8 protein-coding genes and 1 pseudogene are annotated in these 12,840 nt (G+C 74.6%); 3 read left to right on the top strand and 6 right to left on the bottom strand.

What is annotated here, in order from left to right:
* Nucleotides 1-293 precede the first annotated feature (293 nt).
* Nucleotides 294-2,825: a hybrid sensor histidine kinase/response regulator gene (locus tag M0638_RS06745; RefSeq protein WP_248666200.1), complete on the top strand. Its 2,532-nt coding sequence runs from the start codon at nucleotides 294-296 to the stop codon at nucleotides 2,823-2,825.
* Between the two features lie 346 nt (nucleotides 2,826-3,171).
* On the opposite strand, the gene M0638_RS06740 is transcribed toward M0638_RS06745, so the two are convergent.
* Entirely contained in the window at nucleotides 3,172-4,152 is a 981-nt protein-coding gene (locus tag M0638_RS06740) for a crotonase/enoyl-CoA hydratase family protein (RefSeq protein WP_248666199.1), read from the bottom strand.
* A 622-nt stretch (nucleotides 4,153-4,774) separates the two neighbouring features.
* Nucleotides 4,775-5,719: a glutathione synthase gene (gshB, locus tag M0638_RS06735; RefSeq protein ID WP_248666198.1), complete on the bottom strand. Its 945-nt coding sequence runs from the start codon at nucleotides 5,717-5,719 to the stop codon at nucleotides 4,775-4,777.
* Nucleotides 5,720-5,962: 243 nt separating this feature from the next.
* On the opposite strand from gshB, the gene M0638_RS06730 reads away from it, so the two are divergent.
* Nucleotides 5,963-6,619, top strand: coding sequence for a hypothetical protein (locus M0638_RS06730; RefSeq protein ID WP_248666197.1), 657 nt, complete (start codon nucleotides 5,963-5,965; stop codon nucleotides 6,617-6,619).
* A 153-nt stretch (nucleotides 6,620-6,772) separates the two neighbouring features.
* Here the strand turns inward: M0638_RS06730 and M0638_RS06725 are convergent.
* A pseudogene (locus tag M0638_RS06725) lies at nucleotides 6,773-7,486 on the bottom strand (YoaK family protein); the annotation flags it as partial.
* Nucleotides 7,487-7,855: 369 nt separating this feature from the next.
* The gene (locus M0638_RS06720; protein ID WP_248666196.1) at nucleotides 7,856-8,497 is read right to left on the bottom strand and encodes a hypothetical protein; all 642 of its coding nucleotides are present in this window, start codon (nucleotides 8,495-8,497) and stop codon (nucleotides 7,856-7,858) included.
* A 307-nt stretch (nucleotides 8,498-8,804) separates the two neighbouring features.
* Between M0638_RS06720 and M0638_RS06715 the strand changes: the two genes are divergently transcribed.
* Complete coding sequence (locus tag M0638_RS06715; protein WP_248666195.1) at nucleotides 8,805-9,368, top strand: DedA family protein; 564 nt, start codon at nucleotides 8,805-8,807, stop codon at nucleotides 9,366-9,368.
* 253 nt (nucleotides 9,369-9,621) lie between these two features.
* Here the strand turns inward: M0638_RS06715 and M0638_RS06710 are convergent, their stop codons facing one another.
* Together M0638_RS06710 and M0638_RS06705 are read right to left on the bottom strand one after the other, a co-directional pair.
* Nucleotides 9,622-11,793: a S8 family serine peptidase gene (locus M0638_RS06710; RefSeq protein ID WP_248666194.1), complete on the bottom strand. Its 2,172-nt coding sequence runs from the start codon at nucleotides 11,791-11,793 to the stop codon at nucleotides 9,622-9,624.
* On the bottom strand, nucleotides 11,772-12,818 hold the full coding sequence (locus M0638_RS06705; RefSeq protein WP_248666193.1) for a S8/S53 family peptidase: 1,047 nt from the start codon (nucleotides 12,816-12,818) through the stop codon (nucleotides 11,772-11,774). Before M0638_RS06705 ends, M0638_RS06710 begins: the two co-directional genes overlap by 22 nt.
* Nucleotides 12,819-12,840 lie beyond the last annotated feature (22 nt).

Below are 12,840 nucleotides of genomic sequence, written 5' to 3'. Positions count from 1 at the left end.
AGGGGGCCGGGCCGGCGCATCCGTCCGCCCCGGCACGGGCCTGCCGCCGGCCGGCGTTTCCGGCGGCGGCCCCGACACGCCCTCGCGGCGTGCCGCGAGGGCGGCGCGGGCGGCGGGAGCCGCCATTCTGAAAGGAGCCGGCGGCACCATGGCGCCGCCGGCGACGGTGCATGACCCTTCCCGCGGGCGGGCATCGCCCGTCAACCGACCGGCAAGGAAATGCCGGGCTGGAATCGAGGACGGGCAGGAGGTTCGCGGTGCGGTCAGTCCAGGAGCAGGCGAAGAAGACCGGCATGCCGAGGCGCCTCCTCGGCCGCCTCGCGGCCCGGCTGCGCAACCGGCCGGACCGCGAGCACGAGATGAGCTTCAACCGGCTCGCCTTCGCGGTGATCATCACGCTCTGCCTGCTGACGATCGCGCCGGCCGGGACGGCGCAGCCGGGCCTCGTGGGCATGGCGGTCTACCTGGTCCTGGCGCTCGGCGTGCTGGCGCACATCCTGCTGCGGCCGGCCGCCAACCGGCCCCGGCGGATCCTGGCCATGGTGCTGGACACGGTGTTCCTCTCCGTCCAGCTCCACCTCGGCGGGGAGACCATGTCGGTCTTCTTCCCGATCTACCTCTGGGTCATCTTCGGCAACGGCTTCCGCTTCGGGCTGCCGGCGCTGTACCTGTCCATGGCGCTCAGCCTCGCCGGCTTCGCCGCCGTGGTGCTCGCCACGCCGTTCTGGCACGAGAACATCCACGTCTCGACCGGCCTGCTGTTCGGCCTGCTGGCCCTGCCGCTCTACGCCGGCACGCTGATCCGCAAGCTCTCCCAGGCACGCGAGCAGGCCGAGGCGGCGAGCCAGGCCAAGAGCCTGTTCCTGGCCAGCGTCAGCCACGAGCTGCGCACGCCGCTCAACGCCATCATCGGCATGTCGGCGCTGCTGCGCGACACGCCGATGAACGCCGAGCAGTCGGAGATGAACCGCACCGTGGAGGGGGCGGGGCGGTCGCTGCTGGCGCTGATCGACGACGTGCTCGACTTCTCGCGCATCGAGGCCGGCCACATGCCGGTGCACGTCGCGCCCTTCGACCTGCTCGACCTGCTCACCGAGGTCCGGGGCATGATCACCGCGCAGGCGCGGGCCAAGAAGCTGCGCCTCGGCATCCACGTCACGCTGCGCACCCCGATCGCCCTCACCGGGGACCGGCGGCACCTGCACGAGATCCTGCTCAACCTCGCCGGCAACGCGGTGAAGTTCACCGAGACCGGCAGCATCGTGCTGGCGGCCGACGCGGTGCCGATCGCGCCCGGCCGGCTGCGCCTGCGCTTCGAGGTCTCCGATACCGGCATCGGCATCGCGCCCGAGGCGCAGGGCCGCATCTTCGAGAGCTTCTCCCAGGCCGACGAGAGCATCGTCAACCGCTTCGGCGGCACCGGCCTCGGCCTCGCCATCTGCCGGCGGCTGGCGCAGCTCATGGGCGGCGAGATCGGGGGGGAGAGCCGCTCCGGGTTCGGCAGCACCTTCTGGTTCACGGTGGAGGCGGGCGTGCAGGCCGAGGAGGCGGCCGCCCCGGCCAGCTTCCCCGAGGCCCGCGCGCTGGTGCTGACGGCCGACGAGGCCGTGGCGGCACGGCTGCGCGAGCAGCTGGAGGCGCTGGGGCTGGAGACCGAGGTCGCCCCCACCGCCGGCCGCGCCATCGCCGTGCTGCGCCGCGACGGCACCCCGCCGCGCCGCGTGCTGCTGCTCCACGAGGGCGGGCTCGCCACGGGGGCCGACACGCTGGCGGCGGCGCTGCACGGGCTCGATCCCGGCGGCGAGATCCCGCTCCTGCTGCTCGACGAGGCGCCGCCCGCGGGGCTGCCAGGCCAGGCCCGCCGGTGCCACTTCGCCTCCGAGCTGCCGACCGCCGCGACGCCGCGCGAGCTGGCGGCGGCGCTGCGCATCGCCGGCGCGCACCGCCTCGCGCCACGGCCGGTGGCGGCGCCCGCGGCGACGGTGCCGGGGCGGCGGCTGCGCATCCTGGTGGCGGACGACAACCGGGTGAACCAGCGCGTGGCGGAGAAGATCCTGGAGCGCGCCGGCTTCGAGGCGACGCTGGTGGACAACGGCGAGGCGGCGCTCGACGCGCTGGACGCCGGGGAATTCGACTTCGTGCTGATGGACCTCAACATGCCCCACATGAACGGGCTGGAGGCGACCAAGCTCTATCGCTTCACGGCGCTCGGGCGGAAGCGGCTGCCGATCGTGGCGCTGACCGCCGATGCCACGCCCGACGTCGCCCGCCGCTGCGCCGAGGCGGGGATGGATGGCTGCCTGACCAAGCCGATCGAGCCGGCGCGCCTGATCTCGCTGATCAACGAGATGGTCCCGCCCACGCCCGAGGAGCAGGCGGCGCCGGTGGCGGCGGAGCCGGCCGGCAAGCCGCCCGTCGCCGACATCACCGCGCATCCACGCTTCCGCCCCGCCGCCACCGTGCCGGCGGTGGACGAGCGCATGCTGCAGGACCTCAAGGCGCTCGGCGGCGAGGAATTCCTGGCGACTCTGATCGACCAGTTCCTGGAGGATGCCGAGTCGGTGGTGGCGCAGCTCGGCGAGGCCGCCGCGGCGGCGGACGTGCCGCGCTTCCGCTCCGAGGCGCACGCGCTGCGCAGCGCCGCGGCCAATATCGGCGCCAAGTCGGTGTTCGACCTCTGCCTCGCCTGGCGGCAGATCCGCCAGCCCGAGCTCGCGGCGGAGGGGGCCCGCCACATGCAGCGGCTCCGCGTGGAGCTCGACCGGGCGCGGCAGGCGCTGCTGCAGCGCCGCCCCGACCTCGACCAGATCGACCAGCGACGCTGAGCCGGATGCGGGCGCTTGGCTGCCGGGACCGACCCGGGGACCGACCCCGGGACCGCCCCGGTAGCCGACCCGGCGGCCGGCCTCGCGGCCTGCCGGCACCGGGCCCGGCGGCGCGGCCGCGTCGGGGCGGCGGGAGCGGAGCAGGCCCCCTGCCCGTCCCCCGCCGGCGCGGCGCGTCGGGGTGCATCCCGCCCGGGCGCGGCGGCCGATCCCGCACCCCGCCACGCGGCGCCGCCGCATCCGGGCCCGGGACGACGGGTCGGACGCGGACGGTCCGCGGGACCGTACCGGCGCGTGCCGATCGCCCCTGGCGCGGCCATGCCGGGCGACCCGCCGATCGCGCCCGTCACTCCGCGGCGACCATCAGCGACGCGTTGACGGCGGCGCGGCGGCGATCCTGCGCCTGGGTCAGCCGCACCATCTTGCGCAGGTCGGGCTCCTCCAGCCGCAGCGCCGCCTCGACCCAGATGTCCACCACGTCGCGCAGCTCGTCGAGCGTCACCGGGTTGACGCGGCGCCGCGCCTGCAGGACGGCCTGGTGCGCGTTGTGCTTGCGGCGGTTCTTCTCGACATACTCCTCGATCGCCAGCTCGCCCTCGCCATCCTCGGCCAGCACGTCGACCACCCCCATCTCGTGCAGCTCCGCGGCGGTGTAGATCTTGCCGCTGGTGATCATCTTCTCGGCGCGCTGCGCGTCGAGCCGGCGCGACAGGAAGCTGTAGGCGCCCATGCCGGGGAACAGGTTGAACAGGATCTCCGGCAGGCCGAGCTTGGCGCTGCGCTCGGCCACGATCAGGTCGAGCGAGAGGGCGCACTCGAAGCCGCCGCCCAGCGCGTCGCCCTGCACCAGCGCCATCGTCACCACCGGCGAGCGGAAGGCGACGTGGTTGCGGTAGATCGCCTCCACCGCGACATGGCCGTATTCCCGCATCGTGGCGCGGTCGCCCTGGCGGATGCGCTCGGCGAACAGGCCGAGGTCGCCGCCCAGGTTGAAGATGCCGGGCAGGCGCGAGCCCATCACGAAGTACTGGAAGGGCAGCTTCCGCTCGTGCGACCGGGCCTGGAACATCTGCTCGATCCAGAGCTGCATGTCCGAGATCTCGTGCAGCAGCTCCGGCGTGAAGCTCGGGCGGCCGGCGGGCTTCATGTGGCACCAGAAGATGCCGCTCGTCGCATCGAGCGAGACGTCGAGGGTGCTGTAGCGGCGGGCCGCGACCTCGACATGCGCCGGCACCGGGCTGGCGGCCGGGCCGGCCTCGAACGTCGCCTCGACGATACGGGTCTCGGCGGGGGTGGCAGCGATCACGGGCTTGGAGAGGAAGGTCATGGTGGCTATCCCTGTTGTCTTGGATCTGTCGCGGTGCATGCGAGGCGAGGAGGCTTTCGAGCTCTCCATGCCAACTCATTTTGCGTGCCTGCCCGCACCGGCGCCATCAGTTTGCGGCGCGTCGGTTGTGCCGGCGCGGAAGCCACACGTTACTAATTCGTTATGAAAATGCCGTGACACGTCGCTTCCGTCGGGACGACGCGACACGATCGCCCGAAGGAACGCAGCCGGACATTGATGGATGTGCGCGAAGCGGCGCCTTCCGGGCCGGCCGGCGCGAGCGTCGCCGGGGCGGTCACGGGCCGGGCAGCCCGTCCGGCCCGCCGCGCCGCGACCGCGCGGCGCATCGCCGCCGCGACCCGTGCGATCACCGGGGCGCCGCGGGGAAACCCGGCCGGCGCCAGACATGCGGGCGACGGATGAGGCTGAGCTGTCCAGCCTCGGCCTTCACGCCGCCGCAGACGGGTCGGGCAATCCCGTCCTGCGTATCGCGGCGGCGGCGGCGTTGCCCCACCCGTCGTCCGGGAAGGGGGGGAGTTGCGGAGAGGGCTTTCCCCCGACGACCCCCTGGCGCCGGGTCCGGAGGCGGCGCCCCGGCCGGACCGGGGCGCCGCCGTGAATGTCAGCCCCGGCGGCGAGCCTCGATCGCGTCCCAGATCGCGGCGGCGAGGTTGGTGCCGTCGAAGCGCGCCACCTCCTGCAGCCCGGTGGGCGAGGTGACGTTGATCTCGGTCAGGTAGCCGCCGATCACGTCGATGCCGACGAAGATCAGGCCGCGCGCCTTCAGCTCCGGCCCGATGCGGTCGCAGATCTCGCGCTCGCGGTCGGTGAGCGTGGTCTGCTCCGGCCGGCCGCCGACATGCATGTTGGAGCGGCTCTCGCCCTCGGCCGGGACGCGGTTGATGGCGCCGAGCGGCTCGCCGTCCACCAGGATGATGCGCTTGTCGCCCTGGCGCACGGCGGGGACGTACTTCTGCACCACCAGCGGCTCGCGCGAACGCTCGGTGAACATCTCGACCAGGCTGTTGAGGTTCGGGTCGTCGGGCCGCAGGTGGAACACGCCGGCGCCGCCGTTGCCGAACAGCGGCTTGACGATGATGTCGCCGTGCTTCCGCCGGAAGCGCATGATCTGGGCGCGGTCGGCGGTGACCAGCGTCTCCGGCATCAGCTCGGGGAAGTGGGTGACGTAGAGCTTCTCCGGCGCGTTGCGCACGCTGGCCGGGTCGTTCACCACCAGCACCTTCGGGTGGATGTGCTCCAGGATGTGGGTGGTGGTGATGTAGGCCATGTCGAAGGGCGGGTCCTGGCGCAGCAGCACCACGTCCACGGCGCCGAGGTCCAGCTCCTCGTCGGGGCCGAACTCCCAGTGCTTCCCGTGCTCGCGCCGGACCTTCAGCGCGTTGGCGCGCGCGACGACGCGGCCGGCCGAGAGGGCGAGGTCGCGCGGCAGGTAGTGCCACAGCGCGTGGCCGCGCGACTGCGCCTCCTCCATCAGGGCGAAGGTGCTGTCGGCGTCGATGTTGATCGACTGGATCGGGTCCATCTGGACCGCCACGCGCAGGGCCATGGAGAGGTCGCTCCGGGAATGTCGTGCGGCACTCTAGTGTGGAACCCGCGCCGGCGCGAAACCGCGGGCAGAACGGGGCCACGGGGAGCCGCACGCCCTCCTCCTCGGGAAGCCCAGGGGAGGCGGCACCCGCCGCAGGCCGGCGCGGCGGCGCGTGCCGGCGGCACGGCAGCCTTGCCATCGCGGCCGGATATCCGACATGCCGGGTGCTCCACGGCCCATGGAACCGCGCCGATGCCCCCGATGCCGCCCCTCACGCGCCGCCGCGCCGGCCGTGGCCTGCTCACCCTGGCCATGGCGGCCGCCCTCGCCCCGGCGGCGCCTTCGGCATCGCTCCTCGTTGGCCGGGCCTGGGCCCAGCCGGCGCCCCCCACCCGCCTGCGCGGCACCATCGTCGCGCTCGAGGGCGACGTGCTGACGGTCGCGACCCGGGAGGGGTCGCGCGTGGCCGTCCGCCTCGCCGAGCCGCTCGCCGTCTCGGCGCTGCGCCGGGTGCCGCTGTCCGGGATCGCGCCGGGTGCCTTCGTCGGCGTCGCCGCCGAGCCCGGCCCGGATGGCGGGTGGCGGGCGCTGGAGGTTCACGTCTTCCCGGAATCGGCGCGCGGCACCGGCGAAGGGCACCGCGCCTGGGACCTCGTGCCGGGCAGCTCGATGACCAACGCCACGGTGACCGCGACGGTCGCGGGCACCAGCGGGCGGGAGCTGACCATGGCCTATCGCGGCGGCACGGTCACCGTCACGGTGCCGCCCGACGCGCCCGTCGTGACGCCCATCCCGGCCGGCCGCGCCGATCTCGTCCCCGGTGCACGCGTGTTCCTGATGGCGACGCCGGATGCCGAGGGCCGGCCTTCGACCGGCCGCATCACCGTCGGCAAGGACGGGGTGGATCCGCCGATGTAGGGCCCGCTCCGCGCGGCGGCCGGCCGCGCCCCGCACCGCCGGGCCGTCAGGGGATCGCCCGATCCCCACGCCCGGACGAACCTTGGGGCGCGCGGCCTCCCTTCCCGCGGGGCGGGCCGGACGATCCCGCCCCGCCTGTCAGGCCCGCTGCCGCACCATGGCGCCGGCGAGCACCAGCAGGATCACCGCGACCGGCACCGAGAAGGCGTAGCCGAGGCGACCGAAACCCAGCGCGCCGATGACGCCACCGGCGAAGAAGCAGCCGAGCATGCGGCCGAGCAGGCGCAGCTTCGCCCGGTCGGCCAGCACCCTGTCGCCCTCCGGCACGCCCGGCATGCGGTTCCAGTAGAACAGCTTGCCCAGCTCGATGCCGATGTCGGTGACGATGCCCGTCATGTGGGTGGTGCGCACCCGCGCCCCGGAGACCTTGGTGATGGTGGCGTTCTGCAGCCCCATCAGGAAGCAGAGCACCGGCACGGCGAGCACGGTCGAGGCGGGCGCCGCCAGCAGCTCGGCCAGCAGGCCGAACAGCACCAGCAGCGCCGCCTCCAGCAGCAGCGGCATGGCGAAACGGTCGCGGCGGCGGCGCCGGCGGCCCCAGTTGATCAGGATCGCCGAGCAGGCCGCGCCCGCCATGAAGGCGAGCAGCGCGCCCAGCCCGGCCAGCACCAGCCAGGCGGCGCCGAGCGCCAGGTTGTCGGCCATGGCCGAGACCACGCCGGACATGTGGGAGGTGTACTGGCCGACCAGCAGGAAGCCGCCGGCGTTGACTGCACCCGCGACCAGGGCGAGCACCTGCCCGAGTTGCGCCTCGGTGATCTCGGTCGGCACGCGCCGCCCGAGCGCGGCGCGCAGCCGCGCGGGCAGGCCGCGCGGCCGGGCCGCCGGGGCCCTGCCATCGGTCATGTCCATGCCATGCCAGCTTACCGGGACCGACGGCACCGGGACCAGTGGCCCCGGGATCGGTGGCCCCGGGGCCGGTGACGCCGGGACGCCCCGTCAGAGCATTTCCAGGCTATCGGCCGACGCGGCGCGGAGCCTCCACGAAGGCGCGGAACGGACCGGCGCCGCCGCGTCCCGGCTACGCGCCGCCTCCGCCGGGCTGGCCAGGCAGGCCGAGCGGCTCGGGGACCGGGTGGGTAGCTTCCTCGAAGGCATCCGCGCCGCGTGACGATGCCGCCCCCCTGCCCGCCCCGACGCCGGCCCCGGGGAACCGGCCGGGCGCGGGGGCTCCGCTCAGCGCGGCGCGGCGGGGTAGAGCGGCACCCAGCCCTGGCCCTGCCATTGCCGGTAGGTGCCGTCGGGTGCCTGCACGTAGGTCGTGCCGCCCTGCTCGAAGGGCCGGCCGGGCGCCGCCGCGTAGGGCAGCATCACCGTGGCGCCGGTACGGGGATCGACATAGGGCGCCTGGCCACGGATCGCCTCGTCGGCATAGCGGCCGATCGCCGCGTCGGTGCGGGCGCCGTTCGCACGCGCGCCGTCGTTGTAGCTGGCGAACCCTTCCTGGACGGTGCGGTTCGCGCGCTGCCATCCCTCGAAGCGGTCGCGCTGCGCCGCCATGGCTCCCTGGACGTTGGTGCCGTTGGCGGTCATCAGGTTCCACCAGGCGAATTCCGGATAGGACATCGGCCCGCCCTGCGCCCGGTATTGCGCGTACTGCTGCTGCAGCCAGGGGCCGTACGCGGCGAGGTACTGCTGGAAGATCCGCTGCTGGGCCGCGGCGTTGTCCGCCTGCCGCTGGCCGATGGCGGCCGCCACGCAGGCATCGAAATCCGCCCGGCCGAGGCAGTCCTGCGCCCCGGCCCGGGGCGCGCCCTGCAGGAGGCCGCAGGCGAGCGTCCCGAACAGGACGAGCAGCAGGCGTCGAGGAGGGTACATGGCTCGGCATCCCGTGACGGCCGGCTTCCGGGGAAGGAGGGGTCGAACCGGCGCGACGGCATCACCATATGGGATGCGGAGGCTGCCCGGCACGAAACGCTTCGCACGCGTCGTTCCGCGGCGGTGCCCATGGCCGAGGCTGCCTTGCGCGGCCCGCGGGCAGCCGGTCGCGCAACGACTGGCAACCGAATGCCACCGAACATGGACGCCGTGAAAAAAGTGTCACGGCCACGTGAAATTCTTCTTTCGAAGCATCTGCCCAGCGGGTTAGTGCTGGGCCTTCGCGGGGCGCCGGGGGAGAGAGCGAGTGGCGGAATTCTGGGCTGAATGGGGCCTACTCGCCTATGCCGGCGCAGCGATCTGGTCGTTCTTCGAAGGCGAGACCTTCGTGCTCCTGGCATCGGCCGCCGGCCGCGCCACCGGTCTGGTCGATCCCTGGATCCTGATGTTCTGCGTCTGGGGCGGCTCCTTCCTCGGCGACCAGCTCTGGTTCTCGCTCGGGCGGCGCTACGGGCAGCGGGCCGTCAGCCGCATTCCCGGCGCCGAGCGGCGCGTCGCCACCGCGCTCGGCTTCCTGGAGCGCTACGGCGTCGCCTTCGTGCTGACCTTCCGCTTCATCTACGGCGTCCGCAACGTCGCCGCGGCCGCCTGCGGCCTCTCCGAGATGTCGCGCACGCGCTTCATGATGCTCAACTTCATCGCCGCCGGGGTCTGGGCCGCCTCCTTCGTCGCCGCCGGCTGGTTCGCCGTGGCGTGGCTCGGCGAGAAGGGCACGCTCTACGCGCTGGGCGCCATCGGCGTGGCGGCGGTGGTCTACCTGGCCGTCCGGGCGATGATCAGCCGGCGCCGCAAGACGGTGGTCGTCGTCTGACGTCCCTTTCCACCGGAGGAAGCCGCGTCGGGATCTTGACCGGGCGCCCGGTTCCGAACGCCTGAAGGGGGCGCCTGACACCGATTTCCCGCCTGCCCGGGTTTACCCCCGACCTGCATGGGCAATGTTCTCCGGGCGGCTTCACGCCCTGGGCACGCTTTCCCTCCTCCGGCGATCCGTTCCGGAGCGGATCGCCCGCGCCATGGCCCGCGGGGCCGCCCCCGCTCCTCGTCCTTCGAGCATCGTCACCCGATCAGGCGGTTCCGCCCGACCGGGACCCGTCCGGGGCCGGGAGCAGGCGGATCATCCCGCCGCCGACGCGCCGCCCGCCGCTCAGGTGCAGCAGGCCGATCCCGCCACCCTTCCGCGCATCGCGATCGAGGACCCGCACGCGCAGCGCCAGCGCCTCCCCGGGCACGAGGCGCAGGCGCGGCAGGAACAGCTCGGTGCCTCCCTCCAGGCACACCAGGCCGCCGCGCAATTCCAGCCGCAGCGCCTGCTCGACATCCGTCCGCGCGGCGATGTCGGCGGCCCCCACGAGTACCGTGTCCTCCTCGGGCAACGTCGCCGGATCGATGCCGCCGTCGCCGTGGCGCGGGCGTGCCGGCGCCATCGGCCGGTACATCCCGGTCCGCCGCCAGGGCAGCGCCGAGACCGGCAGCCCTTCCAGGCACAGCCGCGCCCGGCCGCCGCAACCCTCCAGCCAGAGCGCGACGCCGTCCGTGTCGTCGGAGCCGCGTATCTCGAAGGCCGGCGGCACCGCCTCCGGCAGCGCCGCCGCGACGGCCAGCGCCGCGGCGTTGTTGCGCGCGCAGAGCGGCTCCGCCGCGCCGGCCGGGGCGTCGCCGCCGGTCACGCGGGCCAGGAGCATGTGCGCCCTCACCGTTCCGTCGGCATTCCGCGGCGGCACGTAGTCGAAGGTCACGGCGGCCGTCGCCTCGGTCGCATCCTCCGGGTCGGGCGGGACCGATGCCAACGCCTGCGGCGCCCCGAGCCCTTCGGTGGACCATGGTCCCGACGGCATCCAGGCCGGTGCCGCGCCATCGGCCGCGGGGAGCGGGTAGAGCGTGCCGAGCGGCGCCCAGTGCAGCGACACGACGAGATCCGTCGCCGGCCGCGTGCCGCGATTGCCGATCCCGACCCGCAGCCGCGCCACCGGCGCCCCCAGCGCCACGGCGGCGGCATCCAGCGCGCGGTCCCCGGCGTCCAGCGGCACGAGGGCCGGGCTGTCCCAGAAGGCGCGGGCGACGAAGGGTTCCGTGCCGTCATCCGCCGCCGCCTTGCGTATCCAGGGGTCCACCGCGCGTCGCCCGGCCTCGGCCAGCGCCGCGACGTCGAGCCGGCCGTAGCCGCAGGCGGGGTCCCAGCCGCCCGTCTCCGGCGGCGGCATGGAGGGGTCGCGGCGGGCGCGCTCGACCAGGATCTGCCGCAGGTCCGCCCAGCTCGCCCAACGCGCCTCGGGGCCGAAGCGCTCGAACAGCCGCGCGCAGGCGCCGGCCACCTGCGGCGCCGCGTAGCTGGTTCCCTCGCTGTCGAGCGGGCCGTAGTCGGTGTCGGGCGCCTCGCCCTCGGGCAGTCGCTTCAGGCGCGGCCAGGGACAGGCGATCGCGCCCCGCCGGTCCGTGCCGCAGGCCACCAGCTCGGGCTTCGGGTGCAGCCCGTCCCGCGTCGGGCCACGGCCGCTCCGCGGCCACGGCACCACCGCCCCGCCGGTCCCCGTCACCGCCCCCACCGACAGGACCCGCGCCGCCACGGCCGGCGAGCCCAGGGTCGTGCGGTTCGCGCCGGCCTCGGCGCCCTCGGCCCAGCGCACCGACCCGCTGTTGTTGCGATCCAGCCAGCCATGCACCGGCCCGACCGCCGGTACCACGATGGTCCAGGTGCACCGCGCGCTGGCCCCTTCCGTGGGCGGCTTGAAGACCAGGCGCAGGCAGGTGCGATCCTGCACCGTCTGCAGCAGCGCCGTGACGGCCAGGCCCGGCAGGCGCCGCATGTCCTGCGGACCGATCAGCACCTGCGCTTCCGCCTGCGGCTTCCCGCCGGGCCCCGCGATCGCGAATTGCCGCGTCTCGTCGGCGATCCGCGCCTCGACGCGCGGCATCGCGCCGCCGGGGGCAGGACGGAACCAGACCTCCGCGGCGTCGGCGTGCTTCCAGTCCCCGAATTCCAGCGTGAAGCGGGCCTCCCGCTCGGCCGGTCCGGGATCGAAGGCATGGTAGGCCGGGAGCTTCCCCGTCGGATCGACGTCGTGGTTGAGGTTGCCCATGGTCAGCACCACGGCGCGGCCCGGATGCAGCAGAAGCTCGTTCAGGAAGCGCTCGCCCAGCAGCGAGCCGTCGTGCGGGCCGAGATTGTCGCTGTTGGCCATCAGCGCCACGCACGGGGCGGGCGCGTCGCGGAAGATCATCGCCATGGCGGCGAGCATGTCGAGATCGTCCGCGAAGCGGTCGGCATCGGGCTGCCCGGCGATGGCAACCAGCGCCAGCTCGGCCGCCGGCGCCGTGCCCGCGAAGCCCGTCCCGTCCCCGTCCCCGTCCGCAGACGCCTCGCAGGGCGCCCCGGGAGGCCCGGCATCCGGCGGCGCCCGTTGCCGGCGGCGAGGCCGGCCACCGCCGTGCCGTGCAGGCGGCGCTGCCTGGCCTCCGCGAAGGAGATGCGCTCGGGGGGGAATGCCAGGCGGCGCAGGTGCTCCAGCGCCGCCGGCTCGCCGGGGTCGGGTCGTTCCCCCTGGGACGCCGGCGGCCCCCCGGCGCGGTACCAGGCGAGCGCCTCCCGCAGGGCTGCCCGCCTGAACCGGCGGCCGATGGTGCCGGGGACGGCGTCCGGCAGCGGCGACAGCGTCATGTCGTGCAGCCAGAGTGCCCGCGGCGCCGGCCCTCCCTCGTGGTCGAGGAGGCCGGGGTGCAGGAAGTCGAAGCCCAGGTCGATGATGCCGAGGCGCACGCCGCGCCCCGTCTCGCCGGCGGCCGGCGCAGCCGCCGGCATTGCCGCATCCCCGGGTGCGGCGGGCCGCGGCGCCGGGTCGCTCCCCGGTTCGTCCCCCGGATTGCCCTCCGGTTCGCCCTCCGGTTCATCCCTGGGCTCGCCGCCGGAATCGCCGCCCGCCGGGGCCGGCGGCGGCAGGACCGGCGGCGGCATCTGGCCGCCCGGATCCAGTTGCAGCACCGCCCCGTGATCCCTCAGGGCCGGGATCGCGTCGAGGTTGGCGTAGGCGGCGACGATGTCGCCCGCCCGCGCCACCGGCAGCGCGCCGAGCGCCTCGAGGTCGGCCGGGTCGCCGAGGAACTCCAGCAGCACGGAGACGCAGCCCTTCTCCGGCCGGAAGCCGGCACCCGCCGCCTCGGGCGCCGCGGACGGGGTCGGCTCGCCGGTGGCGACCACCTGCGGCAGCCCGTGCCGGCAGGCCGGGCCGCAGGCCGGGTCGAGCTGCTGCACCAGGCCTGGCGCCATCGTGGCCTGCAGGGGCAGCGGT

The organism is Roseomonas acroporae (assembly GCF_023223525.1).
Classification (GTDB): Bacteria; Pseudomonadota; Alphaproteobacteria; order Acetobacterales; family Acetobacteraceae; genus Roseomonas_E; species Roseomonas_E acroporae.
This window is presented reverse-complemented; position numbering and strand designations above follow the sequence as displayed.

Bases quoted from the DNA above. Each gene is read 5' to 3' on its own strand.
- M0638_RS06745 (WP_248666200.1), top strand. From the start codon at position 294: ATGCCGAGGCGCCTCCTCGGCCGCCTCGCGGCCCGGCTGCGCAACCGG.
- M0638_RS06740 (WP_248666199.1), bottom strand. From the start codon at position 4,152: ATGACCTTCCTCTCCAAGCCCGTGATCGCTGCCACCCCCGCCGAGACC.
- gshB (WP_248666198.1), bottom strand. From the start codon at position 5,719: ATGGCCCTGCGCGTGGCGGTCCAGATGGACCCGATCCAGTCGATCAAC.
- M0638_RS06730 (WP_248666197.1), top strand. From the start codon at position 5,963: ATGCCGCCCCTCACGCGCCGCCGCGCCGGCCGTGGCCTGCTCACCCTG.
- M0638_RS06720 (WP_248666196.1), bottom strand. From the start codon at position 8,497: ATGTACCCTCCTCGACGCCTGCTGCTCGTCCTGTTCGGGACGCTCGCC.
- M0638_RS06710 (WP_248666194.1), bottom strand. From the start codon at position 11,793: ATGCTCGCCGCCATGGCGATGATCTTCCGCGACGCGCCCGCCCCGTGC.
- M0638_RS06705 (WP_248666193.1), bottom strand. From the start codon at position 12,818: ATGGCGCCAGGCCTGGTGCAGCAGCTCGACCCGGCCTGCGGCCCGGCC.